A 24,715-nucleotide genomic window follows, 5' to 3' on the forward strand; every position below is an offset into this window, starting at 1 on the left:
TCACGCCCCACCGGACAGTTCGCCGACCGCCTTCGCGATCCGCCGCTGCCGGGTCTCCGGCGTCTTCGCCGACTCGACCAGCCGGGCCCATTCCTTGCGCCGCGTGTAGGACAGCGCGTCGAACGCGCCGCGTGCCGCGCCGGCCCGGTCAAGAGCTTCGAGCAGATCCGGGGGTACGTCTACCGTCCGCTCCGCCGTGTCGAGGACGATCTCCACGTCGATCTCGTCACCGGCCGCAACCCCGGCGGCGGTGCGATGCTCCGCGCTCAGCGGCACGAAGTAGGCACCGCCCATCGGCGCGACCGTCGTGCGATAGCTGTGGCCGCCGACGGTGACCGTCACCGGCAGCCGTTTGCCCGGCCCTAGCTCGGCGACCACCGTCGCGGGCACCTCGATGCCGGTCGCGGTCTTGCCGCCGAGCGCGACGATCCCCCGAAACCTCATGATCGCAGTATGCGCCGACGCACCCCGCCCGTGGGACCCGCGGACAGGGTGCGCAGGCGATCAGCGGGTCAGTGGAACTCGGAGTCCGCGCCGGCGACGGGCCGCTCCGAGGACGACCGCGACCACTGCCGGTGCGCGGGGCGCTGTGCGTCGCTGGCGCCGCCGTCCGGCGTCGGCGAGACCGACGGCTGCCGGCTCTGTGCCGGCACCTGGGCCGGCTGCTTCGCCGCCGGAGTCTGCGCCGCCGGGGTCTGCGAAGCCGGCTGCGCGGCGGTGCCGCCGGCGGGCGCCGAGCCGCCGCCCGGCGCGGTCAGCGAGCCGAGCACCGGCAGGTTGCCAGAGGTGCTGAGCGCGTCCACCGGAAGCTGCCCGATCAGCGGCAGGCCCAGCGCGTTGGAGTTGGGGTCGGCCTCGGTGTGGTCGCCGAGGAAGCCGGGCGGCATCTCGGCCTCGAGTGCCTCCCCGATCAGCGGCGGCACCAGCGACTGGATCTGGTCGAGGCTGTCGGCCTTGAGGCCGGCGATGGCGAAGTCGCTGGGGTCCGGTGCCGCGTGCTTGCCGACCGCGCCCAGCGGGTCGTCGGTGAGCTCGCCGAGCCCACCCCCGCTCCGGCCCAGGTCGCCGAGCCCGGCCTGGCGGCCGAGCGAGCCGAAGTCCGCGAGCTGGTCGGCGTCTACCGTGCTGCCCAGGGTCCGCATCTGGGAGTCGCTCCCGATCGTGTTGAGGTTGTCTTCGCTGAGCGTGCTGCTGACCGCGCCGGTCAGGTCGTCCTCACCGAGTGAACCGGCGGTCGGCGCCGGCCCGCCGGCGACCTTGTCGAGCCCGAGGTCCAGCGGCCCGTCGCCGAGCGCGGGCAGCGCCGGCGCGCTCTTGGCGGTGCCGGCGGCCGGGCTGTCGGCCAGCGGGCCGATGGAGCCGAGCGCGTTGCCGAGGTCGTCCATGCCGATCTTCTTGTCGCCGACCGACAGCAGGCTCAGGTCATCGGCGGAGAGCTGGCCCGCGCCGGTCCCGGCCTCGAGCGCCGTGGGGTCGACCCCGGCGGTCGGGCTGCTCGGCAGCGCGGCCAGGAAGCCGAGCTGCTGCGTGGGCGCCAGGTCCTTGGTCGACGCGCCGCCACCGTTGCTGAACAGATCGCCGCCGCCACCCGGCAGGTCACCGATCGGGGTGAAATAGCCGTCGAGCGAACCACGCAGGTCGTTCACCGGCGCGTCGATCCCGTCGGCCTGTGCGGCCCCGCCCGCCAGGAGCAGGGCGCCACCGGCGGCGACGCCGACCGTACCCACCGCGCGATAGATCCACTTGGTCATGTCAGTCCATTCCGTCAGTAGCGCATTAGCGGCATTTACCGCCTAGCTCACCAAACGGACCAACGACGCAAGCTCGGGTTCCGTTGCTCTCCCCGCCCAGAGAGACCCTACGATCCGGGTCATGGTCGTTCCCTGGCGCAACCGGGCGCGTCGCGCGGTCGAGACCCGGTTGCGCGACGGGCTGCGCACCAACGGCGACACCCGGCCGCACTACATCGTCTGTGGCCACGACGCGCTGGCCTACCACCTCGTCAACGCCCTCGGCCCGGCGACGGTGCGGGTGACCGTGGTGCTGCCGCCGGGTCGCCATCCCACCGCACCCGACATCGCGAAGATCCGCGGCATCCGGGTGATCCGCGCCGACCGGGTCGACGAGACGACACTGCGCGCCGCGGGTCTGGAGACCGCCGCCGGCCTCGCGCTGATGCAGCAGGACGACGTCGGAAACATCCATGCCGCGCTCACCGCGCACGAGGTCGCGCCGCGGGTCCGGGTCGTCATGCGGATGTTCAACACCGGTCTCGGGTACGGAGTCAAGCGCCTGCTCGGCGACTGCGAGGTGCTCTCCGACGCCGCCATGGCCGCACCCACGTTCGTCGCCGCGGCGCTGGGCGAGGTGGCGCCGACCAACTTCCACCACTACGGCCGCACGCTGATCGTGGCCCATCGCGAAGACGTACGCCCGGAGCACGTCGTCTGTGGCATCGCCGACACCAGCGACCCGGCGCACATGGTGATGCTTCCCGACCCCGCGCGGGCCGACCTGGTGCTCGCCGAGGCCACCGGCCAGCAGCCGGCCACCGAGGTCGCGGCCAACCGGATCGCCCGGGCCCGCCGGATCCGCCGGCCGTTGCGTGGCTTCGGCCGGGCGCTCAGCTCGTTCCTGAGCCGGAAGATCGGCATCGCGACGGCAGCCGTACTCCTGGTGGCGGTGACCTTTGGTTATCTGCTCTATCGCACCGACGGCACCGCGCATCTCGACCCGTGGCAGGCCGTCTACACCACGCTGCTGACCGCGCTCAACGGCGCCGATGTCGAGGTCGACAAGGGCGTCGTGGTCCAGCTCATGCAGATCGTGCTCACCGTGGCCGGGCTGGCGCTGGTCCCGCTGATCACCGCAGCCGTGGTCGACGCGATGGTCAAGGCCCGGCTCGCGCTCAGCGCCGGCCGGCTCGCGGTGCCCCGCGAGGACCACGTCGTGGTGGTCGGGCTCGGCAACGTCGGCACCCGGGTGATCCGCCAGTTGCACAACCTCGGCGTCGAGGTGGTGGCGATCGACAAGGTGACCGACCCGCGCGGTGCCGTGGTCGCCAAACAGCTCGGCATCCCGGTCATCGTCGGCGACGCGGCGCTGGAGGAGACCCTGGTCGAGGCGTCGGTCGGCACCTGCCGGGCGCTGGTGGTCGTCTCCACCGACGACGTGACCAACCTGCAGGCCGCGCTCAACGGCCGGGCCCTGCAACCCGACCTGCGGGTGGTGCTGCGGCTCTTCGACGGCGACCTTGCGCAGCGGATCCGCTCGACGTTCAGCATCTTCCGCTCACACAGCGTCTCCTACCTGGCCGCGCCCGCGTTCGCCGCCGTGCTGCGCAAGCGGCAGGTGGTCGCCACGATCCCGGTCGGCCGGCACGCGCTGCTGGTCACGATCGTGGTCGTCGCGAAGGGCTCGGCGCTCGACGGCCAGCCGGTGCGGGCCGCCGACCACCCCCGCGGCGCCCGGGTGATCGCCCTGCTCAAGGCCGGTCAACGGCCCGGCTGGTCACCGCCGCCGGACACCCTGCTCGGCCCCGGCGACGAGCTGACCGTGGTGGCCCGCCGGGCCGGGCTGAGCGCCCTGATCAAGCAGGCGTCGCCGCCGCAGGTCGTGGTGCCGGTGCAGCCCGGCCCCGACAGCACCTCAGACTGACGTGGTCAGCTCCGGCACCTCGACACCGAGCACCGCCTGCTCGTCGGGTCGGTGCACCAGCACGTTGGTCAGGTAGGACTGCACCGCCGCGGCCAGGCCCACGTCGCGGCCGGCCTCCTCGGAGCGGAACCAGCGGTGTTCGAGCACCTGGGTGTAGAGCTCGGCCGGCTCCAGCTTGCGCCGCAACTCGGCCGGCACCGCGCGGACGACCGGCTCGAACACCTCGATCAGCCAGCGGTGCGCCGCCTGCTGCTCGTCGGGCAGGTCGCTGTCGGCGCGGTAGGCGTCGAGGTCGTTGAGCAGCGCCCGGGCCTGGTTCTCCTCGGCGTCGAGGCCGGTCAGCCGCAGCAGCCGGCGGGTGTGGTGGCCGGCGTCGACGACCTTCGGCCGCACGTAGGCCCGGCCGCCCTCGACCACCGACATCGACACCTCGGCGACGTCGAAGCCGAGTTCGTTGAGCTTGCGGATGCGCTTCTCGATGTCGTGCCGCGAGTCGCGGGCGATCTCCTGCTCGAAGGTGACCTCGTGCCAGAGCCGCTCGTAGCGGCTGATCACCTCGTCGGCCACCCACTCCGGGTCGATCGCCTCGTCGAGCAGGTCGGCGGCCTGTAGGTCGAGCGCCTCGCCGAAGATGTTGAGCCGGGCGATCTCCAGGTCTTCGCCGCGCTGCCCGTTGGACAGCGACGGGCGCAACGCACCGGTCTCGGCGTCGACCAGGTAGGCCGCGAAGGCGCCGGCGTCGCGCCGGAACAGCGTGTTGGACAGCGAGCAGTCACCCCAGAAGAACCCGGTCAGGTGCATTCGCACGATCAGCGCGGCGAGCGCGTCGAGCAGCCGGTTCATCGTCTCCGGCCGAAGTGTGTGCGAGAACACCGCCCGGTAGGGCAGCGAGAACTGTAGATGGCGGGTGACCAGCACGGGATCGAGCGGCTCGCCCGCCGCGTCGGCCCGGTCGGCCACGATCGCGACGGCCTGCACGGCCGGGAAGTCGATCCGTTCGAGCTGCCGGAGCAGGTCGTATTCGCGCTCGGCGATCCGCTCGCCGGTCTCCTTCACGGCATAGACGGTGCCGGCCAGCCGGACGAACCGCACGACGTGCCGGGAGATGCCCTGGGGGAGCGCGACCAGGTGATCTGGCGGCCACTCCTCCAGCGGTGTCGACCACGGAAGGTCGAGCAACGCCGGGTCGATGAGGGCCGAAGTGATGCGCACCCCCCAAGTCTGCCGCCTGACACCGCCGCTACGCAGTCGACCGTGGCTCGTTACACAGTGGCGAGATGATCTGATTGTCTGCTCTGGGGCTTTTCTCCCTAGCGGCAGTCCATGTAGGAGAGCCGAGGGGGAAAAGGATGCGGCGGACTCTGGCGCTGGTCGCCGGTGCGTGCACGGCAGTGGTGATGGCCGGCGCGACGGCGTACGCGATGACCGGCGACGGGACCGAAGCAAAGCCGGCGGGTATTTCGCGGCTCGGCAAGGCGGCTGACGCGCCCGCGCCGGCGGCGGCCGGCGCACCGCGCAAGGAGTCCGGCGCCGCGACCGGCGGGCTGCCGGTCGCGCCCGCGTCGGGCGTCGGCAGCGCGATCGACGCGGTCGGCCGGCAGAAGGTCGGCTCGCTCGAATCGGTCGCCGCCCTGCTCGACTACAAGTCGGAGGGCACCACCCAGACGTTCCACTACCCCGGCGCGGAGTACGTGAAGGTCCACTTCGACGAACTCTCGATGCTGCCGGGCGACTACGTCACGGTCTCCGACCCGCAGAACACCGAGGTGCACCGGGTCGACAGCGACCCGCTCGACGTGGTGGGCGGCCTGCTGGGCAGCCGCGCCGAGGCGGATTCGGGTTCCGGCCGGTGGGCGATGTCGGTCACCGGCGACACGGCCGTGGTCACCCTGCACCGGGCCGTGCCCGACCCGCTGGGCCTCCAGGAGGCCGCCGGGCTCGGCGTGCGGGTCGACAAGGTGGCCCGCGGCTTCACCGACCAGGAGCAGGACGCGGAGAACGCGTCCGAGTTGCGGACGGCGCGCTCGCTGTCGGAGAACGGCCGCGAGGAGAGCGTCTGCGGCTCCAACGAGGCGCGCGACGCGGTCTGCTACAAGTCGGCGGACCCGGCCGCGTACAAGAAGTCGAAGGCTGTTGCCCGGCTTTTGATCAACGGCACTGAGCTGTGCACCGGTTGGCGGCTCGGCGCGACCAACCGGATGCTGACCAACAACCACTGCATGGTGACCTCGAGCGACGCCTACGACACCGAGGTGTGGTTCGACTACCAGTGCGCGAAGTGTGGCGGCGACGCGGTGTTCAAGCCGACCAAGGTCTGGGGCGACAAGGTGCTCGCCACCGAGCGCGACCTCGACTTCACGCTGTTCACGGTGGAGAACTTCACCCAGGTGCAGAAGTTCGGCTACCTGACCATCGAGCCCACCCGGCCGGTGAAGGGCAGCGAGGTCTACATCCCGCAGCACCCCGGCGGCAACCCGGGCATGATCGCGATGGGCAGCGACAAGGACAGCGGCGGCATCTGCGCGGTCGCCGACCCGTCCTACGACGGCTACGGGCAGGACTCCGACGTCTCCTACTACTGCGACACCGCGGGCGGTTCGTCCGGTTCGCCGGTGATCTCGCGGAAGACCGACCGGGTCATCGCCCTGCACCACTTCGGCGGCTGCCCCAACAGCGGTGTCCGGATCGACCTGGTTTACGGCAAGATCAAGAAGCTTCTCTAGGCGGGGCGGAGCCGGAGTGCACCGCGCGGATACGGTGGTCACGTGCGCAACGCGATCACCGAACGGGCGGCCGCCCTCCGGCTCCGGCCGGTGCGGCCTGCCGGCTGGTGGTTCGACCTCCTGCTGATCGGGCTGTTCGCGCTGCTCACCGGCGTTCTCGCCGCTGGCGGCCTGCTCGGCGTCGACCAGACCGTGCGCGACTGGTGCGTGACACACCAGACGCAGGTCACCCACTGGCTCGCCCGGGTCTTCAACTTCCTGGGCAACGGCGGCCCGCTGACCGTGATCAGCCTGGTCATCGCCATCTTCCTGGCGATCCGCCGGCGCAACCTCTACCCGATCCTGCCGGTCGTGGCGGCGTTCCTGCTGACCGGCATCGTGATCATGCCGCTGAAGATCTGGACCGAGCGGGCGGCACCGGGCTACACCGGCCCGCACGCGGTGGATCTTTTCAACAGCGCCCTGCCACCGGGTACGTACGACACCGGCTACCCGTCCGGCCACCTGGTCAACACCGTGGTCTGGTACGGCGTCATCGCCCTGCTCCTGGCACCCTGGCTGAACCGCACGGCCAACCTGTGGTTGCGCATCGCCCCGCCGGCGATCGTCTTCCTGACCACCATCTACCTCGATTTCCACTGGCTGACCGACTCGGTCGCCGGCCTGCTGCTGGGCCTGTTCATCGCCCGCCTGATCGACCGGGTGCCATGGCAGCTACCAACCCGCCAGTAGCCCTCGCCCGCCGCCTCGGCCTGCGCGACGCGGTCGTGCTCGGCCTCGGCTCGATGCTGGGCGCCGGGGTGTTCGTCGTGTTCGCACCCGCGGCCGCGGCCGCCGGCGGCACCGGCCTGCTGGTCGCCCTGGGCGTGGCCGGCTTCGTGGCCTTCTGCAACGCGACGAGTTCGGCCCGGCTGGCCGCTCGCTATCCGGAGTCCGGCGGCGCCTACGTCTACGGCCGCGAGCGGATCGGCGCGTTCCCCGGCTTCCTGGCCGGCTGGGCGTTCGTCGCCGGCAAGACGGCGAGCTGCGCGGCGATGGCGCTGGCGATCGGCACGTACGCCTGGCCGGCGCATCCCCGCCCGATCGCCGTCGCCGCCGTGCTCGCGGTGACCGCCGTCAACCTGCGCGGCATAGCGAAAACGGCCCGCGTCACGGCGGTGCTGGTTTCGTTGACCCTGGCGGTCCTGGTCGCGGTGGCAGTGGCCGGGTTGGCCGGCGGCCCGCACCTGTCGCTCACCGGCTCGCTATCGGCCAGCGGCGTGCTGGAGGCGGCCGGCCTGCTGTTCTTCGCGTTCGCCGGCTACGCCCGGATCGCGACCCTGGGCGAGGAGGTCCGCGACCCGGCCCGAACGATCCCGCGCGCGATCCCGCTGGCCCTGGGCATCGTGCTGGTGGTCTACGCGGTGCTGGCCGTCGTGACCCTGGCGGTGCTCGGCCCGGCCCGCCTCGCGTCGGCGTCGGCACCGCTGGCCGCGGTGGTTTCGGTAGCCGGCCCGGCGGGCCTGGCCGGAGTCGTCCGCGCCGGCGCCGTGGTCGCGGTGCTCGGGGTGCTGGTCGCGCTGCTGGCAGGGGTCGGCCGCACGGCGCTGGCGATGGGCCGCCGGCGCGACCTGCCCGCCGCGCTCGCCGCGGTCCACCCGTCGACCCAGGTCCCACACATCGCCGAGTTGGTGGTGGCCGCGGCCGTCCTGGTGCTGGTCCTGGTCGGCGGCCTGACCACGGCGATCGCCGCGTCGAGCTGCCTGGTCCTGGTCTACTACGGCATCGCCAACGCGGCGGCGCTCACCCTGCGCCACGAGCCGGGCCGTCGCCTGCCGGTCCGCACCCTGGCCGCCCTGGGCGTGCTCGGCTGCCTCCTGCTGGCGCTGACCCTCCCGGCACACGGCGTGTTGTCCGGCGCGGCGGTCCTGGCCGTCGGCGCCGTTTGGTATGCCGCTCGGCAGCTCCTGCGGCGGCGCGCGTAGCTCGGCCGACACGAAAATGCCGGCGAAGAGTCGAACCCTTCGCCGGCCGGTCAGAGATAAATCAGTGCTTACGGCGCTTGATCTTCTGCGCGAGGAAGATGCCGACCGAGACGACGCCGGTCCCGGCCGTCGCGTAGAGGGTGACCTCCGCCGAAGCGTCGGCCGCTTTGCAGGCGACGAACGCGAAGCCGGGCCAGATCAGGGTTGTCGCAGTCCGGATCAAATTGTTGAAGGAGCTGGCCGTGCTTCCGCGCTCGTCTCGGATCACCACGCGTGCGTTCGTGCCGGGAGCCGTCCACGCCGCCTCGATGTCGAGGGCGTAGCCGCGATTCGTCAACGCTCCGGTCTCGACCGGCGGGTTGGCTGGTGTCGGTTCCGCAGTGGGGCCTACCGTGTCGCGGGCACTGCGGCGTTCTAGCTCTGTCGGACCGGTCATTTCCCCCCGACGTCCTTCCACTCGTTGGACAGATCAGCCCCCCGAAACGCCGACCTCTGCAGTCTTTTGTAGAACCAGGCGGCCCTACGGTCAGTGACCCTAACACCGCTCAGCCATATGACATGGCACTTGTTATGGGATGCCTTCGCCATACACCCCAATGGCTGACAACCGAATGGATGCGCGTCCTTTGAGCTGCAATCCCCGTTTGACGCCATGCGCCGATGTTGCCCAGGACGGACAATATGTCCGTTATGCTCGGCAAAGTCGAGGTCGAACCGAAGGAACGACATGATTGCGTTGGATGGGCGAATACGCCACACGCTTGAGGGATCCGCTGGTCTAGGTAGCCATCATGTGAGACATTGTTTGAACCGCAGCTCGTGCAGACGATATATGGCTAATGACAGGGCAACTGCACGGGGCTCGGGATTGATGGCACAGCGGCCGGGTGGTGGCCAGGGCCGGGAAGGTGATCATCGTGCGTAGGCGGGGAAGTGTGCTGAGCCGACCAGCCGTGGGACTGGGAGAACAGCTCACGGTCGCGAGCGCGAGCGAGGAGGTTGACATGGCCCGTGAGCAGACACAGACAGCACCGAGCACTGACAACGACACCAATGAAGAAGCGGCCGCGGGCAGTGCCGGTGGAACCGGCAGCGCGTTGACGCGGGCTACCTTCAACCTCACCCCGCGAGCTGTCGAAGCGCTCGACCGGGCCTGCGCCCGCACCAAGGACACCAAGACCGACACGATCAACCGCGCCCTGGTGGTCTACAACCTCGTCCTCGAGCTGATGGAACGCGGCGGCGGGAGCCTGACGTTCCAGACCAACGACGGGCAGACGGAGCGCGTCCACATCATCTGACGACCGCGCGAGCGCAAACTGCTTATGTGGCCAATGCGATCGAAGGGCGGCGCTGGACCGCTAGCTGACCCAGGAGCCGGCGCGCATGACGCGGACGACGCGCAGGTCGGCGTCGAGGATGGCCAGGTCGGCGCGCCAGCCCGGTTGCAGGCTGCCGACCGTCTCGCCCAGGCCGATCGCGCGGGCCGGGGTCGTGGCCGCCATGCGGCAGGCGTCGACGATCGGGATGCCGGCGCCGACCGCCTGGCGCAGCGCCGCGTCCATGGTCAGGGTGCTGCCGGCGATCGCGCCGTCGCGGGTCAGGCGGGCCACCCGGTCGCTGACCGTGACCTCCTGGCCGCCCAGGTCGTAGGCGCCGTCGGGCATGCCGGCCGCGGCCATCGCGTCGGTGACCAGCGCGGCCCGGTCGGCGCCGGTGACCGTCGTGGCGAAGGACAAGGTGCCGTCATGCAGGTGTACGCCGTCGGCGACGAACTCGCACACCACGCTGGCCGCGCCGAGCAGGGCGAAGACCGGGCCGGGCTCGCGGTGGTGCGGTGGCCGCATCCCGTTGAACACGTGCGTGCCCACACTGGCCCCGGCGTCGACCGCGGCCAAGGTCTGGTCGTAGGTCGCGTCGGTGTGCCCGACGGCCGCGATCACGCCGTGGGCGACGAGGAACTGGATCGCGTCGAGCGCACCGGGCCGCTCTGGCGCGATCGTCACCATCCGGACGGCGCCCCCGCCCAGGGTGAGCAGCGCGGTGAGTTCCTCCTCCGACGGGTCGCGGAGGAAGTCAGGGTTCTGCGCGCCGCACCGGACGGTCGACAGGTAGGGGCCCTCGAAGTGGATGCCGGCCAGCACCCCGGCGTCGACCAGCGGCGCGAACGCCGAGGTGGCCGCGCGCATCAGCGGGAACGGCGAGCTGACCAGGCTCGCGAACAGCGTCGTGGTGCCGTGTCGCAGGTGGAACGCGGCCGCGCGGACCGCAGCGTCGGGATCGCCGGTGGTGAACGTGTCGCCGCCGCCACCGTGGTTGTGCATGTCGACGAAGCCCGGAACGATCCACTGGGGATCGGCGACCTCGCCGGGCGTGACCGCACCGATCCGGGTGCCGGTCACCTCGACCGAGCCCGTCACGACGCCCGTGGGCGTCACCACCCGTCCGTCGATCCTCACGCCGCCTCCAACGCGTCCCCGCCGAGCAGGCCGGCGCCGAGGCAGCCCGCCGCGTCGCCCAGCGCCGCCCGCACCAGCGCCGGTTCGCGCTGGAACGTCAACCGTGACCGCACGCCCGCCGCCAGCGGCTCGAGCAGTTGCGGGCCCGCCTCGGACAGGCCGCCGCCGACCACGATCACCGACGCGTCGAACAGCGTCTGCGCGATCGTCAGACCGTCGGCCAGCGCGTCGACGACCTCGCCCCAGGCACGGACCGCCACCGGCTCGTCCAGCAGAGCCCGCGCGGCCACCTCCGCGGCTGAGACACCGCCCGCACCGGACAGCTCCGCATACCGGCGGGCCAACGCCGCCGCCGACGCCACCGACTCCAGGCAGCCACGGGCGCCACAGGCGCAGATCGGGCCGTCGGGCCGGACCATGATGTGCCCGACCTCGCCGGCCGCGCCGTGTGCGCCGGCGAACGCCTTGCCGTCGACCACGTGCGCGGCCGCGATGCCGGTGCCGACAGCCACGAACAGCACGTGCCGGTTGCCGGCTCCGGCGCCCAGCCGGGCCTCGGCGACCCCGCCGGCGCGCACGTCGTGGCCGAGCGCGGCGGGCAGGCCGAGACGATCAGAAACCAGATCACGCAGGGGTACGTCCCGGAAGCCCACGTTGGCCGCCCAGACCGCGACGCCCCGGGCCTCGTCGACCACGCCGGGCACCGCGACGCCGACCGCCACCGGGTTGAGCCCGTCGGCGCGGGCCTTGTCGGCCAGCCCGGCGGCCACGTCGAGGATGGTCGCGACGACCGCCGGGCCGCCGGCCGGGGCGTTGGTCGGGTGCCGCTCGGCGTGCCGCAACTCGCCGGACCTGGACACCAGGCCGCACTTCATCACCGTGCCGCCCACGTCGAGCGCGACGACGACGTCGTCGGGACCGGTCATCGCGGGTCCAGCAGCACGGCGCGGGTCAGGTTGCGCGGCGCGTCGGGGTTCAGCCCACGATGCTGGGCCAACGCGACCGCGAACCGCTGCGCCAGGATCAACTCGGCCATCGGGTCAAGCGTGGCACCCTCGCCGGCGCCGACGAACGTCGCCCCGGTCGCGGTGACCTCGGCGGCGAGCCCGGACGGCGGCGCGCCGAGCGTCCAGACCGCCCGCCGGGGCGCGGCGATCGCGATCGGGCCGTGCCGGTAGTCCATCGCCGGATAGGCCTCGGTCCAGAAGGCGGCCGCCTCGCGGCACTTGAGCGCGGCCTCGTGCGCCAGCCCGACCGTCCAGCCCTGCCCGACGAACGTCACCTGCTCGACCGCGGCGGGGTCGAGCGGCAGCGGTGCGTCGACCGCGCTTCGGGCGTCGGCGGCCAGCGCCGCGACGTCTTCGCCCAGCCCGGCCCGGAGCAGGGCCAGCGCGCTGGTGGCGAACCGGGTCTGCACCACCGACCGCTCGTCGGCGAAGGGCAGCGCGAGCACCGCGCCGGCCCGGGCGGCCGCCGGGGAGGTCGGGTCGCCGACGATCGCGAGGTTCGGGCCGGACAGGCCGCCGAGCAGGTCGACGATCTCGGTGGTGGTGCCGGACCGGCTGATCGCCACGACCAGGTCGTAGGCCCGGCCGCGGGGGAACTCCGATGCCTGGAACGCGTCGGTCTCGCCGTGGCCGAGGCTTTCGCGGCGGGCGGCGTACGCCATCGCCATGAACCAACTCGTGCCGCAACCCACGACGGCCACCCGCTGCCCGCGGCGCGGCAGTGCGTCAAGGTCGAGGGACGCGGCACGCGGCCAGACCTCGGGTTGGGTGGCGATTTCCGTCTCGACGTGCGTCACCCGATCCACCCCCAGGGGCCTGCGCGAATCAGCTCGATAATCGCTGTTTCCGCGCGTTATTGTGCAGGAGAAGGCACCGTGCGGCAAGCATGCGCGGATCGCGCGTGACTGCGCATCCAAAGCGTTGCTTGCCGGTCGTTTCGCGCACTAGTGTGCACCGCAATTACACGGGGTCCGTGCCAGGGGGTCGATGTGGACCGGTACGCGCGTTGGAACGCCCTCCTCGAGCTGCTCACCGACAGCGGCCGGGTGAGCGTGGAAGACGCCGCGCAGCGTCTCAACGTCTCGCAGGCGACCATCCGGCGCGACTTCGACCAGCTCGGCCAGCAGCAGATGATCACCCGGACCCGGGGCGGCGCGGTCGCCAACGGCGTCTCCTACGACCTGCCGCTGCGCTACAAGACCGCGAAGCACTCGGCGGAGAAGCAGCGCATCGGCGCGGCCGCCGCGGCCCTGGTCGAGCCCGGCATGGTGGTCGGGCTCAACGGCGGCACGACGACCACCGAGGTGGCCCGTGCCCTGGCGGTGCGCCCCGACCTCAACTCCAGCGCCGACGGCGCGCAGCTCACCGTGGTCACCAACGCGCTCAACATCGCCAACGAGCTGCTGGTCCGCTCCCGGATGAAGATCGTGGTGGCCGGCGGGGTGGTCCGGCCGCAGTCGTTCGAGCTGGTCGGCCCGCTCGGCAGCGCGCTGCTCAAGGAGGTCACCCTCGACGTGGCGCTGCTCGGCGCCGACGCGATCGACGCGGTGCTCGGTCCGGCCGCCCACCACGAGGGCGAGGCGTCGATGAACGCGCTGATGGTCGCGCGCGCCCGCCGGGTCGTGATCATCGCCGACTCGTCGAAGCTGGGCGGTCACGCGTTCGCCCGGATCTGCCCGATCGAGCGGGTCGAGACCCTGGTCACCGACTCGGGCGCGACCCCGGAGGCGATCGCGCCGTTCGTCGCCGCGGGCGTGACGGTGATCAGCGCATAGCGGTCTATCCGAATATCTACATACCCAGTAAGGTGTGCGCGATCCAACCGCGGAAGACGGGGAGCGCGTGTGCCTGCCGTACTCGAGATATCGGGTCTGGAGAAGACCTACCAGAGCAGATTCCGGGGCGCCCGCAAGGCCCTCGACGGTTTTGACATGGTCGTCGAGTCAGGGCAGGTGCACGGTTTCCTCGGCCCCAACGGCTCGGGCAAGACCACCACGCTGCGCACCCTGCTCGGGTTGATCACACCCAACGGCGGCCAGATGACGCTGCTCGGCGAGCCGGTCCCGGCCGCGCTGCCGCGGGTCGCCGGCCGGGTCGGCGCGATCGTGGAGAGCCCGCAATTCTTCCCCAACTTCTCCGCGCACGACACGCTCTCGCTGCTCGCCGACGCCGGCGGGGTGCCCAAGCAGCGGGTCGCCGAGGTGCTCGAGCTGGTCGGCCTGCGCGATCGTGGCAAGGAGCGGGTCAAGACCTACTCGCTCGGCATGAAGCAGCGGCTCGCCGTCGCGTCGGCCCTGCTCAAGAAGCCCGACCTGCTGATTCTCGACGAGCCCGCCAACGGCCTCGACCCCGGCGGCATCCGCGAGATGCGCACCCTGATGCGCGGTCTGGCCGAGGCCGGCATGACGGTGCTGCTGTCGAGCCACATCCTCGGCGAGGTCCAGTTGATCTGCGACTCGGTCACCATCATCTCGCGCGGCCGGCGGGTGGTGCACGGTCCGGTCTCCGACGTGCTCGCACAGCACGCCGGTGGCGGGGTGACGGTGAGGCTCGAGTCGCCCGAAGACCTGTCGCACGCCGCCGAGATCCTGATCGCGGCCGGCGCCCGGGTCACGCCGCGACCCGACCATCTGATCGTCGCCAACGTCGAGAAGTCAGCGTGGGTGACCCGCACCCTCGCGGAGCGGGGTTATTACGTGAGCGAGCTCGCGCCGGTCAAGGTCGACCTGGAGAGCGTCTTCCTGGAGCTGACCCAGACCGCGCCGGTCGACGGCGTGGCCCGGCAGGTCGACGATTCCGCGGTGGTCGCGCCGGCTCAGGGCGGGTGGGGCGTGTGAGCCTGCCCAAGGCCGAGGTGCGCCGGCTGTTCAAGCGCCGGGTCACCCGCATCTTCCTCATTCTCACGCTGCTCGGGCTGGCCATCTTCCCGGTGGCGTTCAGCATCAGCAGCGAGCGCACCGGGCCCGACCAGCGGGCCTTCGCGGAGGCGCAGGCGAAGCAGGACTACGAGAACGCCAAGGTCCAGTTCCAGCAGCAGGTCGAGCAGTGCGAGGCGGAGAAGGCGTCGGGTGCCACCGACACCGACAACCGCTACGGTCCCAACTGCGGCGCCGACTACGGCCCGCGGCCCGAATACTTCGAGCCCGCCAACTACCTGCCGTTCGAGTTCAACTTCGTTCGTGAGTTCCCGAGTTCGGTGTACGTGTTCTGCGCGATCCTCGCGCTCGTCGCGTTCGTCATCGGCGCGTCGTTCGTCGGCGCCGAATGGCACACCGGCGGCATGATGAACCTGCTGCTCTGGCGGCCCCGCCGGATCCCGGTGCTGCTCACCAAGCTGGGCGTGCTGCTCGCCACGATGCTCGGCCTGACGGTGGTGGTCGGCGCCCTGTGGACGGCGGCGTTCTGGGCCATCGGCCGCTACGACGGCCAGGTCGGCAAGCTCACCTCCGGTGTCTGGCAGTCGTTCGCGCTGACCGGCGCCCGCGGCGCGGCGGCCGTGCTGCTCGCGGCCACGATCGGGTTCTGCCTGGCGTCGATCGGCCGGCACACCGCGATGGCGCTCGGCGTCGGCATCGGCGCGGCCGTGGTCAGCGAGATCGGCCTGCGGATCGCGTTCGAGCTCATCCAGGTGCGGTTCGGCGACCGCTTCATCCTGTCCACCTACTTGATCGCCTGGTTCGACAAGAAGTTCACGCTCTACGACTATCGCGCGTGCGACTTCGCCCAGGGCGTCTGCAATCCGGGCGAGCTGGTCATCACGTGGCAACAGTCCGGGGTGCTGTTCGCGATCATCCTCGTGCTGGGGCTGGGCGGCGCTCTCTGGTCGATGCGGAGGCGCGACGTCGTCTGACGTCTTGATCACAGTGAATGAGCGGTGCACGGCATCCTGGCCGCGGTTAGTCTGGTTGGCATCCCCACGTCGCCGCGTGTGTCGAGGAGCGCCATGATGCCGCCCGCCGCTGACCAGGCAGACACTCACGAAGACGATGAGGTTCCGCAGTCCGATGTGGAGCCATCGGGACCGCCGCCGCTGACCGAGCGCGAGGAGCAGATCCTCGCGTTCGAGCGCAAGTGGTGGAAGCACGCCGGCTCCAAGGAGCAGGCCATCCGCGACGCGTTCGACCTGTCTTCGACCCGCTACTACCAGTTGCTCAACGGGCTGCTCGACAACCCGGCGGCGCTCGCGGCCGACCCCCTCGTGGTCGGCCGCCTGCGCCGCTTGCGCTCGACCCGGGCCCGCTCCCGCCGTCGCTAGTGCAGTTGGGCGTAGGCCTCCAGGCGCGCGACCTGCACGGGATCGAGTGACGGCCGCACCCGCTGCCGGGCCGCCTCGACGTGCTTCGCGGTGACCGACGTGGCCTCCAGCGACTCGCGCATCGCGACCAGCGCGGCCTCGCGGATCAGCGCGGCGCAGTCCGCCGCCGAGAAGCCGTCGAGGTCGCGACCCAGCGCGACCAGGTCGACCTCCGGATCGAGCGGAACGCCGCGGGCGGCCGCCTTGAGGATCTCGCCGCGGGCCGCGCTGTCCGGTGGCGGCACGAAGACCAGCCGCTCCAGCCGGCCGGGCCGCAGCAGCGCCGGGTCGATCAGGTCCGGCCGGTTGGTGGTGCCGATGACCACCACGTCGCGCAGCGTCTCGACGCCGTCGAGTTCGGTGAGCAGCGCGGCGACCACCCGGTCGGTGGTGCCGCCGTCGGTCGACTGGCCGCGCAGCGGCGCGAGCGCGTCGATCTCGTCGAGGAAGATCAGCGTCGGTGCCGCCTCGCGGGCCCGGCGGAACAGTTCGCGCACCGCGCGCTCGCTCTCGCCGACCCATTTGTTGAGCAGTTCGGCACCCTTGACCGAGAGCACGTTGGCCTTGCCGCTGCCGGCCAGCGCGGTGACCAGGAAGGTCTTGCCGCAGCCGGGCGGGCCGTAGAGCAGCACACCGCGCGGCGGCCGCACCCCGAGCCGGGCGAACGTGTCCGGGTAGGTCAGCGGCCACAGCACCGACTCGGTCAGCACCTCCTTGACCGCGACCAGGTCGCCGACGTCGTCGAGGGTGAGCCCGGAAAGCTCCAGTGTGGACGCCTGCATCGAGGTCGGCCGGACCGCCTCGCGCGCCGCGGCGAAGTCGGCCGCCGAGACCACCGGCGCCTCCGCTTCGCGTTGCCGCAGTGCCGCGCGCACACCGGCCTCGCGCACGAGCGCGGCCAGGTCGGCGGCGACGAATCCGGGCGTACGCGCGGCGACGTCGTCGAGCTGCACGTCCGGCGCCAGCGGGGTGGATCGGGTGAGCACGGTGAGCTGCTCGCGGCGCATCGCCTGGTCGGGCAGCGGCACCGAGATCTCCATCGAGAGCAGGTCGGGCGCGCGCAGGGCGGGGTCGATCTCCTCGGGCCGGCTGCTCGTGCAGACGACCGCGGCGCCGGCGTTGACCAGGGCCGAGAGCACCTGCCGGAAGACGGTGGCCAGTGGGCCCGGGTTCTCTCGCGGCGCGAGCGCGTCAACGTCGGTGATCAGCACGACCGTTGGCGGGTCGACGGACCGCTCGGCGACCAGCGCCCGCAGCCGGGCGGCGGCCGCGTCGTTGGTCAGCGCGGCGATCTCCGGCGCCCAGAGGGGCAACACCCGGGCACCAACGGCGGCGGCGACGGCGCGTACGAGGTCGGACTTGCCGGATCCCGCGGACCCGGTGACCAGCACACCCAACGACACGGTGGTGGCCAACCGCCGCAGCACGTCGCGGTGATGGAAGCCGAGGTCGAGCAGCTCGGTGAGCTGCTGCGCCTGGTTGCGCAGGCCCGGCAGGTCGTCGACGCTGGGCGCGCCCTCGTCGACCACCGCCTCGTCGACGACCGACCCCTCGATGATGGTGCCGTCGATCACGTCCGGGTCGCTCTGCCCAGCTCCGTCGGCGCCCCCCGCCGCGTAGCCTGCGCCTGCGGCGGCATTGCCGCCCGTGTCGGTCCTGCCGCCCGTCGCATAGCCCGCGCCGGTAGCGGGACCACCGCCTGCACCGGACCTGCCGCCTGCACCGGACCCGCCGCCGGCGGCGGTCGGGCCGACGGCTGTGCGTACACCTGATGCTTGGGTGATTTGTCCGTTCTCCCAGGCGATTATGGTATCCATGGTGACCAGTGCGGCCTCGGCGGGAGTGACCTCGAGGACCGACAGCAGCGTGCTGGTCCAGGCGTAGCCGACCCGGTTGGCGAGGCTCTGCCGGGCCGCCGCGACCAGCGAGCGGGCCTCCTCGTCGGGCACCACGTCCTGGGGCAGCAGCGACACGTCGTCGCCGGTCGAGATGACCTTGCCCAGCAGGGCCAGCCGGAGCATTTCCGGTGACACCGCGGCGACCACACCGGGCGCGCCGCGCAGCGTGGCCCGGCGGGCCGCGATCACCGGCGTGGGTGTGACGGTGACCTGGGCGCCGTCGCGGACGCCGAGGTTGCCGAGCATCAGGTCGTCGGCGTGCAGCAGGCCCCGCCCGTCGGTGGGCTCGCCCGGTGCGACGATGCCGGCGGTGCTGCGCCGGCCGGTCAGCCGCACCGGATCGCCCGGGCGCAGGCCGAGGGCGCTGAGCACCTCGGGGTGCAGCCGGACGACACCGCGCCGGGCGTCGAGGGCCGCTGGGCGCAGGCTCGCGGTCAGGACAAGGTCACGGTCGGCCACCCGCCGACACTATTCCTGATCCGGGGCCAGCAGGGTTGGGTCCTGGCGGATCAGTTCGGCGAGCTGGGCCGCGGCGTCCTTGACCGGGCCTGGAGAGATCGACACCGCGTCGTTGGCCCAGCCGACCAGGAACGCCGTGCTGGCGCCGGCCGACTCGACCGCGACCGTCACCGTGGTGTCCGGATGGTGCTCGACGACCCGGCGAACCGCCTCGGCGACCTCAGCCGCCACGGACGTTCGCTTGTTGGCCGCCGCCTCGGCCTTGAGGCGTTCCAACTCCTCCCGCCGCGCCATACGGTCTAGCGCTTCGCCGAACGCGTCTCTCACCCGGACCGACCTCCGTCACAGCCTCGCTCACGACCCCCCGCGCTCGCGCAGCGCGCGATCCAACGCCCGGTCGAGGAGCACGAGCAGGGCGTCGCGGACCGACAGGCGTTGCCGCGCGTCGAAGCGGACCACCGGAACGTGGTCGCCGACCGCGAGCGCCCACCGCACGGCGTTGAGGTCGTGGGTGAGTTGCCCGTCGAACGCGTTCACGGCCACGACGAACGGCAAATCTGCCCGTTCGAAGTAGTCGATGGCGAAATGACACTCGTCCAAACGGCCGCTGTCAACCACTACCAGCGCGCCGAGCGCCCCACGGGTGAGGTCGTCCCACATGAAACCGAACCGGGACTGGCCGGGCGTGCCGAACAGATAGAGCTTCAGGCTGCCGTCGATCGTCACGCAGCCGAAGTCCATCGCCACGGTGGTGGTGGTCTTCGTCGAGTCTGGATGGAGGTCGTCGACGCCGATCGAGGCGGTGGTCATCTCCGCCTCGGTGGTCAGCGGGGCGATCTCCGAGATCGCGCCGACGGTGGTGGTCTTGCCGACCCCGAAGCCGCCGGCCACCACGATCTTGACGGGAATCGGCGCGCGGCGGCGCTTCACCGGCGGCCCGACCAGGCGCGCGTCGACGGCCGGCGCGGGTGCGCCGATGTGGTGCCAGCCCACATTGGGCGCGTACGCCGACTGCTGCTCACGATGGCGTCCCCCCGCGTCAGGGTCGGTGGTGGTGAGCTGCCACTCAGGAGATCGCACGTAGTCCACGGATCACCCGCCGAATCGTCTCGGGGTCGCGAGGGTCAGCGACATCAAGCGTGTGTACGTCCAGATGGCCGGTCGCCCGAAGGTCTCCGACCAGCACCCGGGTCACCCCGAGGTGCATGCGCAACCGGGCCGAGATCTCGGCCACGGAAACCGGTGCGGCGCACAGCGCCACGATCGCGTGCAGTTCGCGCGCGCTGCTCGGCAGGTGGGTGCGTGGTGGTCCGTCGTGGACGGTCACCTGCGTCTCCATCCCGATGGCGGGGTCGACGCCGACCACCCGCCCGGAGGTGAGCACGAACGGCCGCAGGGCGGCCGACGGGTCATCGTCGGGTGGAATTCCGCCACCCTCCCCGCCGGCCAACCCCGCCTTCAGGTACGGGCGTACACCCGTGCCTGGTTCGGGGTCGTGCGCCGGGATCATGACTGAACGGAGTTCTTCAGCTCGGCGATCAGGCGGGGGGTCAGCGCGCCACCGGCACGGCTCGCGAACAGGGTCATCTCGTAGGCGAGGGTGCCCAGGTTGGCCGACCGGTCGGCGATCACGCCGAGCACCGAGCCGCTGCTGATCGAGGTGATCAGCAGGTAGCCGTCGGCCATGTCGACGATGACCCGGTTGAGGCCGCCCAGCGAATACCAGTTGGCGGCGCCGCCGGCGAGGCTGGTCATGCCGGAGACGATCGCGGCCAGCCGTTCGGCGTTGGCCCGGTCCTTGATCGCCGACATTGCCATCAGCAGGCCGTCGCTGGAGACCGCGATGGCCTCCACGACGCCCGCGGTGCCCGAGGTGAACGAGTCGAGCAGCCAGTTGAAGGTCTGCGCCTCCTGGCTGAGCTGGCCGTTGGACACGTCCGCATCAGACCGTTCGATGCTTTCGTGGATGTACGGGCTGGTCATCGTGTTCCCTCTTCGTCGCGGAGGCCGGCACTGATCTGGCGCATCGCCCGTGCCACACCGGATTCGAACTGCTGGACCAGGTCGCGGGCGGCTTCCGGGTCCAGTGGTTGGTCAGACGTCTGGCGCTCGGTGGAGACGTCTTGATCGTCGAGCGTGGCGCCGGGTTGGCGCCGGCTGAGCGGGCGGCCGGGTGTGGCCGTCGCGGTGCTGCGGCTGGTCGCGTCGGTTGCCGCCTTGCCGTTGGCCGCGCCGTTGACGGGCACGGGTCGCGCGCCCGGAATGGCACCGCCGCGAACCTGCCGCTCGGCGTAGCGGACCCCCGCCTCGAACTCTTCGACCAGGGCGCGGGCGGCGGCCGGGTCGGCCGGCGAGGGCGGTGCCGAGGTGGGTGCCGACTCGGCGGTGCCGTCGGTGGGCAGCTTGGCGCCGGGCACCCGCCGCCGGAGCACGGCCTGGGTCTCCTCGTCGGACAGTTCCGGCTTGGGCTTGTCGGCGGCCTTGGCCGGCTTCGCCAGCTTGGCCTTGATGGGCGGGATCGGCCGCGCGGCCGCCTTCGCCGGTCGGGTCGGCGGGTTGGGGCGGTCGGCCTGGGTCGGGCGCTGGTTGACCGGCTCGTCGACCTCACCGGCGATGCGCGGCTGCGGCACGAACGCGTTCCACGGCTGCCCGTTGGCGAGCATCCGGCTGGCCCGGTTGAGCGCGGCCTCGTCGAAGCCGGGCGAGTTGCCGTTGGGGCGCCGCGTCACCGGTGTCGGACGGCGGCCCGCGGGCGCGTCGTCAGCGGACTCGCTGGCCTCGGGCGCCTCGTCGCCGGGCGGCGCGGTCGCCGGCGGTTCGGTGCGACCGGGAACCCGCTGCCGGATCGGCCACTCGGGTGCGGCCGTGGCCGGCGGGGGCGGCGTCGCGGCCTTGGTCTCGGCCGCCGACGGGGCCTGCTGCGGATCCGCGGCACCGGCCGGTGCGGGTGCCGGCCCTACGGCCGGTGCCGCGGATGATCCACCGTGCCCGACGCCGGTGGGGCGGCGGTCGGGCCGGAACGGGTCGTAGACCGCGGCGGCCGAGCCATCGCCGCCGATCACGGGCGGGCCGGCGGGCGACTGCGGCCGGACCTGCTCGGGCGGGCTCACCCGGGCCCGGGCGATGGTCGACCGGGGCGGCACCTCGGCGTCGGTGACCAGCTCGCGTTCGTGCACCTCGAGCTCGGCGGTGACGCCGCCACCGGGCGTGGTGCTCAGCATGACCCGCATGCCGTGCCGGCGGGCCAACCGGCCGACCACGAACAGGCCGAGCACCTCGGTCGGCACCAGGTCGAGCCGTTCGCGCCGGGCCAGCCGGGCGTTCTCCTCGGCCATCCGCTCGGCGGACATGCCCAGCCCGTGGTCGACCACGAGCAGCCGGATGCCGGGGTCGCTGACCACGCCGGTGACGGTCACCCGGGTGTGCGGCGGCGAGAACGTGGTCGCGTTCTCCATCAGCTCGGCCAGCACCAGCACCAGGTCGCCGATCATCGACGGCGCGATGCTGATCTCGGTCGGCACCTTGATGTCGACCCGCAGATAGTCTTCGATCTCACCGAGCGCGAGCCGGATCACGTCGGTGAGCGGCAGCGGCGCGACGTGGCTGTCGGCGCCGGCCGAGCCGGAGAGCACCACGAGGCTGCTCGCACTGCGCCGCAACCGGCTGGAGATGTGGTCGAGCCGGTAGAGGTGCTGCAACCGGCCCGGGTCGGCCTCCTGCCGCTCCAGCCGGTCGATCAGCGCGAGTTGGCGGCCGACCAGGTTCTGGGTGCGGCGGCCGACGTGGCCGAACATCTGCGCGACGTTGCGCCGGCCGGCCACCTGCCGCTCGACCAGCCGGGCGGCGGTCGCCTGGACCCGCTCGAACGCGCGGGCCAGGTCGCCGACCTCGTCGCGGGCACGCACGTCGACGGCTTCCAGCCGGACCGGCACCGACGAGTCGAGCTCACCGTCGGCCACCTTGGTCAGCTCGGCCTCGGCGACCTTCGCGACGTCGTCGGCCGACTCGGTCAGCCGGGTCAGCGGCCGGACGACGGCACGGGCGACCGCGACGCTGAGCAGCACGACACACAGGAGCAGGAGCAGACAGGCCAAGCCGACGCCGTACGCCTCCGTCAGCGCCCGGTTCTGCCGGTCGCTCACCTCGGCCTTGACGTCGGCCACGATCCGTTTCTCGACGAAGGTGCCGAGCGTCATCAGCGATTCGGCCAGCGGGAAGAGCGTCGGGAGGTTGATGGCGGCCAGCGCCTCCTCCGGGCTCTTGGCTAGCTGGCCGAGGAAGTCGCCGTTGGTGCTGCGCGCGTTGACGCCCTGCTGCACCAGGTCGTAGACGCCGTTCTGTTCCGCCGTCGCGTAGGAGCGGAACCGGGCGACGTCTTGCAGCAGGACGGCCATCGTCGGCAACGACATGGATGCGACCGCGGTGGGGATCGGGGTCTTCGGGTCCGCGTCGCGCACGGCAGTCAGCAACACGATCTGCGTCGCGACCAGGCTGATCCCCTCGTCGGAGCGGAGCACCGAGTCGAGCGCCATGACCTGTCGGCCGGCGGGCGTGGTGGTGTCGGCCTTTCCGCGCAGCCCGAGCCCGTCGATCAGCCGCGTTACCTGCTCACCGAACGTCGCGAGCACCACCACGGGGCGGGCGTCGCCTTTGAGCACTGCGGCCCGGGAGGCGGCCAGCGTGGGCAGCGCGTCCAGCGCGCCCTGCAGGTCCTTCGGCAGGTCTGAGGTCGCGCGCAGGTCGGCGACGGCGTCGCTGACCTGCGCGCTTTGCAGCACCAGCCGGCTGCGGTCGACGACGCCGTAGGTGTAGCCGATCGAGAGCATCCGCTCCTGCTGGAGGTTTTGCACCAGCGAGCCGACCTGGCCGGCGATCTCGACGAGGCGGGCGGTGTCGTCGGCCCGCTCGGCGGTGCTGACCCGGTCGCCGACGACGGGCACCGCGAGCGCGATGATGCCGAGCAGCGGCGCGATGAGCAGCAGCGCGAGCTTCCCGCGGATGCGCAGCCTACCGAGTAGCACCGGATCGCTCCCACTGTGTGGCGTTCTGCTGTGACGCGCCCTGGTAGGGGGCACCGGTGATCGGCGCGACCGTCGGCCACGACGTGGGCTCGTCGGGTGGCAGCGCGTCGGGGTTGGCCGGGCCGGCCTCCGGGAACGGGCCGGCCGGTGCGGTTGGCCGGCGCCGGCCGCCGAGGAAGTAGGCGAGGAAGAAGCCCACCGCCAGCAGCACCGCCACGAGCGCGGCGCCGCCGGTCAGCAGCCGGTCGCGGTCGGTCGCGTCGGCGCGCGTGGTGAGCAGCCGTTCGACCTCGTTGAGGATCGTGCTGGACAGCTCGCCGGCCGCGGCCTGGAGCCCGGCGCGGGCAGGCCCGATCCGCGACTTGTCGGCGGCGGTGGCGTTGCTGCCGGCGCCGGCCTGTGCGAACAACGCGAGGACCAGGTCGGCCGTGCGCTGATAGCGGTCGAGGCGGCTGAGCAGGTTGCTGCCCAGGGTGCGGCTCTCGGTGCTGTCGACCGCCGAGCGCAGGTCGTCGACCAGCCGGTTCGACGCGTTCTGCACGGTCACCCGCTGTGCCGCGAGTTCGGAGACGACCTCGAACAGCTTCTGCTGCGTCGCCGGTGTGCCGGGCTGGCCGGCCGTCGCGGTGCGGGCCGCCAGGGCGAGCACCGCGGCGTCGGCCAGCCGGCCGGCCGCGATGACCGCGATCGGCAGCTCACCCGCGGCGCTGCTTTGCAGGTGGAAGGCGTCGCCGTCGGGATCGTGGGACAGCCCGGACTCGTCGCGCACCTTGGCGTAGAGGGCGAGCAGCAGGTCGCCGACCTCCCGGTAGGCGGCGATCGTCTGGGTCGGGTCAGCCGCCGCAGGCGCGGCGCGCAGCGTCTCCAGCCGGCTCCGGATGCCGTTCCACCGTTCGGTGGTGCGCAGCCGCCCGCCGAGTTGCGCGTCGGTCGCGTCGGCCTGCTGGACGGCCACGACGATGGCGTCGCGGGACACCGGCTCGCCGGACACGGTCGCCGACTGGGCGTCGACCACGGCGAAGGCGACCTGTTGCAGGCTGCGCAGGTAGGCCACGCCGTCGAGCTCGCGGGACGTGGCGCTGGCCCGGTCGCCCAGCGTGCGCCAGTTCTGCGAGAACAGCACCCCGGTGGGCACCAGCAGCGCGACGACCAGGATGGACAGCAGCACAGACAGCGCTCCCGAGCGGGCCCGGGAACGCGGTGCGGAACGTGTCATCGGCAACCCCTCCACGA

General features: G+C 72.1%; 23 protein-coding genes. 9 read left to right on the forward strand and 14 right to left on the reverse strand.

Annotated elements, in window-relative coordinates:
• Both DFJ67_RS13215 and DFJ67_RS13220 read right to left on the reverse strand, forming a co-directional pair.
• Positions 1 to 444 (reverse strand): YdeI/OmpD-associated family protein, encoded by a 444-nt coding sequence (locus DFJ67_RS13215; RefSeq protein WP_116068146.1) that lies wholly within the window; start codon positions 442 to 444, stop codon positions 1 to 3.
• Between the two features lie 68 nt (positions 445 to 512).
• Positions 513 to 1,751, reverse strand: coding sequence for a hypothetical protein (locus tag DFJ67_RS13220; protein WP_116068147.1), 1,239 nt, complete (start codon positions 1,749 to 1,751; stop codon positions 513 to 515).
• Between the two features lie 121 nt (positions 1,752 to 1,872).
• Between DFJ67_RS13220 and DFJ67_RS13225 the strand changes: the two genes are divergently transcribed.
• The gene (locus tag DFJ67_RS13225) at positions 1,873 to 3,657 is read left to right on the forward strand and encodes an NAD-binding protein (protein ID WP_116068148.1); all 1,785 of its coding nucleotides are present in this window, start codon (positions 1,873 to 1,875) and stop codon (positions 3,655 to 3,657) included.
• Here DFJ67_RS13225 and DFJ67_RS13230 read toward each other — a convergent pair.
• Positions 3,649 to 4,869, reverse strand: a complete 1,221-nt coding sequence (locus DFJ67_RS13230; protein ID WP_116068149.1) for a DUF4032 domain-containing protein — start codon at positions 4,867 to 4,869, stop codon at positions 3,649 to 3,651. The genes DFJ67_RS13225 and DFJ67_RS13230 overlap by 9 nt on opposite strands.
• 137 nt (positions 4,870 to 5,006) lie before the next feature.
• On the opposite strand from DFJ67_RS13230, the gene DFJ67_RS13235 reads away from it, so the two are divergent.
• Genes DFJ67_RS13235 through DFJ67_RS13245 form a run of 3 tightly spaced genes read left to right on the forward strand, consistent with a single transcriptional unit; the run spans position 5,007 to position 8,344 of the window.
• Complete coding sequence (locus DFJ67_RS13235) at positions 5,007 to 6,380, forward strand: trypsin-like serine peptidase (protein WP_116068150.1); 1,374 nt, start codon at positions 5,007 to 5,009, stop codon at positions 6,378 to 6,380.
• A 42-nt stretch (positions 6,381 to 6,422) separates the two neighbouring features.
• Positions 6,423 to 7,112, forward strand: coding sequence for a phosphatase PAP2 family protein (locus tag DFJ67_RS13240; RefSeq protein ID WP_239097221.1), 690 nt, complete (start codon positions 6,423 to 6,425; stop codon positions 7,110 to 7,112).
• A complete protein-coding gene (locus tag DFJ67_RS13245; RefSeq protein ID WP_116068151.1) occupies positions 7,088 to 8,344 on the forward strand; it encodes an APC family permease in 1,257 nt (418 codons plus the stop codon). Before DFJ67_RS13240 ends, DFJ67_RS13245 begins: the two co-directional genes overlap by 25 nt.
• Positions 8,345 to 8,405: 61 nt before the next feature.
• Here DFJ67_RS13245 and DFJ67_RS13250 read toward each other — a convergent pair whose 3' ends face one another.
• Positions 8,406 to 8,780 carry a hypothetical protein gene (locus DFJ67_RS13250; protein ID WP_147315503.1) on the reverse strand — a complete coding sequence of 125 codons (375 nt, stop codon included), beginning with the start codon at positions 8,778 to 8,780 and terminating at the stop codon, positions 8,406 to 8,408.
• A 568-nt stretch (positions 8,781 to 9,348) separates the two neighbouring features.
• On the opposite strand from DFJ67_RS13250, the gene DFJ67_RS13255 reads away from it, so the two are divergent.
• Positions 9,349 to 9,645, forward strand: coding sequence for a hypothetical protein (locus DFJ67_RS13255; protein ID WP_203783625.1), 297 nt, complete (start codon positions 9,349 to 9,351; stop codon positions 9,643 to 9,645).
• Positions 9,646 to 9,705: 60 nt separating this feature from the next.
• Here the strand turns inward: DFJ67_RS13255 and nagA are convergent, their stop codons facing one another.
• Genes nagA through DFJ67_RS13270 form a run of 3 tightly spaced genes read right to left on the reverse strand, consistent with a single transcriptional unit; the run spans position 9,706 to position 12,607 of the window.
• Positions 9,706 to 10,803 (reverse strand): N-acetylglucosamine-6-phosphate deacetylase, encoded by a 1,098-nt coding sequence (nagA, locus tag DFJ67_RS13260; RefSeq protein ID WP_239097220.1) that lies wholly within the window; start codon positions 10,801 to 10,803, stop codon positions 9,706 to 9,708.
• Positions 10,800 to 11,729: an ROK family protein gene (locus tag DFJ67_RS13265; RefSeq protein ID WP_116068153.1), complete on the reverse strand. Its 930-nt coding sequence runs from the start codon at positions 11,727 to 11,729 to the stop codon at positions 10,800 to 10,802. Before DFJ67_RS13265 ends, nagA begins: the two co-directional genes overlap by 4 nt.
• Complete coding sequence (locus DFJ67_RS13270; RefSeq protein WP_116076154.1) at positions 11,726 to 12,607, reverse strand: SIS domain-containing protein; 882 nt, start codon at positions 12,605 to 12,607, stop codon at positions 11,726 to 11,728. The genes DFJ67_RS13265 and DFJ67_RS13270 overlap by 4 nt, the downstream gene beginning before the upstream one ends.
• A gap of 192 nt (positions 12,608 to 12,799) precedes the next feature.
• On the opposite strand from DFJ67_RS13270, the gene DFJ67_RS13275 reads away from it, so the two are divergent.
• The 4 genes from DFJ67_RS13275 (at position 12,800) to DFJ67_RS13290 (ending at position 16,065) form a co-directional block, all read left to right on the forward strand.
• Positions 12,800 to 13,585, forward strand: a complete 786-nt coding sequence (locus tag DFJ67_RS13275) for a DeoR/GlpR family DNA-binding transcription regulator (RefSeq protein WP_116068154.1) — start codon at positions 12,800 to 12,802, stop codon at positions 13,583 to 13,585.
• Between the two features lie 69 nt (positions 13,586 to 13,654).
• A complete protein-coding gene (locus DFJ67_RS13280; RefSeq protein WP_116068155.1) occupies positions 13,655 to 14,647 on the forward strand; it encodes an ATP-binding cassette domain-containing protein in 993 nt (330 codons plus the stop codon).
• On the forward strand, positions 14,644 to 15,660 hold the full coding sequence (locus tag DFJ67_RS13285; RefSeq protein ID WP_116068156.1) for an ABC transporter permease subunit: 1,017 nt from the start codon (positions 14,644 to 14,646) through the stop codon (positions 15,658 to 15,660). The genes DFJ67_RS13280 and DFJ67_RS13285 overlap by 4 nt, the downstream gene beginning before the upstream one ends.
• Before the next feature lie 96 nt (positions 15,661 to 15,756).
• Positions 15,757 to 16,065, forward strand: coding sequence for a DUF3263 domain-containing protein (locus tag DFJ67_RS13290; RefSeq protein WP_116076156.1), 309 nt, complete (start codon positions 15,757 to 15,759; stop codon positions 16,063 to 16,065).
• On the opposite strand, the gene DFJ67_RS13295 is transcribed toward DFJ67_RS13290, so the two are convergent.
• From DFJ67_RS13295 to DFJ67_RS13325, 7 genes are all read right to left on the reverse strand, one after another.
• Positions 16,062 to 18,461, reverse strand: coding sequence for an AAA family ATPase (locus DFJ67_RS13295; protein ID WP_116068157.1), 2,400 nt, complete (start codon positions 18,459 to 18,461; stop codon positions 16,062 to 16,064). The two genes, DFJ67_RS13290 and DFJ67_RS13295, sit on opposite strands and share 4 nt — an antisense overlap.
• 9 nt (positions 18,462 to 18,470) lie before the next feature.
• Positions 18,471 to 18,788, reverse strand: a complete 318-nt coding sequence (locus DFJ67_RS13300; protein WP_239097219.1) for a hypothetical protein — start codon at positions 18,786 to 18,788, stop codon at positions 18,471 to 18,473.
• Between the two features lie 27 nt (positions 18,789 to 18,815).
• A complete protein-coding gene (locus tag DFJ67_RS13305) occupies positions 18,816 to 19,406 on the reverse strand; it encodes a GTP-binding protein (RefSeq protein WP_203783634.1) in 591 nt (196 codons plus the stop codon).
• A 121-nt stretch (positions 19,407 to 19,527) separates the two neighbouring features.
• Positions 19,528 to 19,971 carry a DUF742 domain-containing protein gene (locus DFJ67_RS13310; protein ID WP_116068159.1) on the reverse strand — a complete coding sequence of 148 codons (444 nt, stop codon included), beginning with the start codon at positions 19,969 to 19,971 and terminating at the stop codon, positions 19,528 to 19,530.
• Positions 19,968 to 20,444: a roadblock/LC7 domain-containing protein gene (locus DFJ67_RS13315; protein WP_116068160.1), complete on the reverse strand. Its 477-nt coding sequence runs from the start codon at positions 20,442 to 20,444 to the stop codon at positions 19,968 to 19,970. Before DFJ67_RS13315 ends, DFJ67_RS13310 begins: the two co-directional genes overlap by 4 nt.
• A complete protein-coding gene (locus DFJ67_RS13320; protein WP_116068161.1) occupies positions 20,441 to 23,482 on the reverse strand; it encodes a nitrate- and nitrite sensing domain-containing protein in 3,042 nt (1,013 codons plus the stop codon). The genes DFJ67_RS13315 and DFJ67_RS13320 overlap by 4 nt, the downstream gene beginning before the upstream one ends.
• Positions 23,469 to 24,698, reverse strand: coding sequence for a hypothetical protein (locus DFJ67_RS13325; protein ID WP_147315504.1), 1,230 nt, complete (start codon positions 24,696 to 24,698; stop codon positions 23,469 to 23,471). The genes DFJ67_RS13320 and DFJ67_RS13325 overlap by 14 nt, the downstream gene beginning before the upstream one ends.
• Positions 24,699 to 24,715 lie beyond the last annotated feature (17 nt).

This window comes from Asanoa ferruginea (genome assembly GCF_003387075.1).
GTDB classification, from domain to species: Bacteria; Actinomycetota; Actinomycetes; order Mycobacteriales; family Micromonosporaceae; genus Asanoa; species Asanoa ferruginea.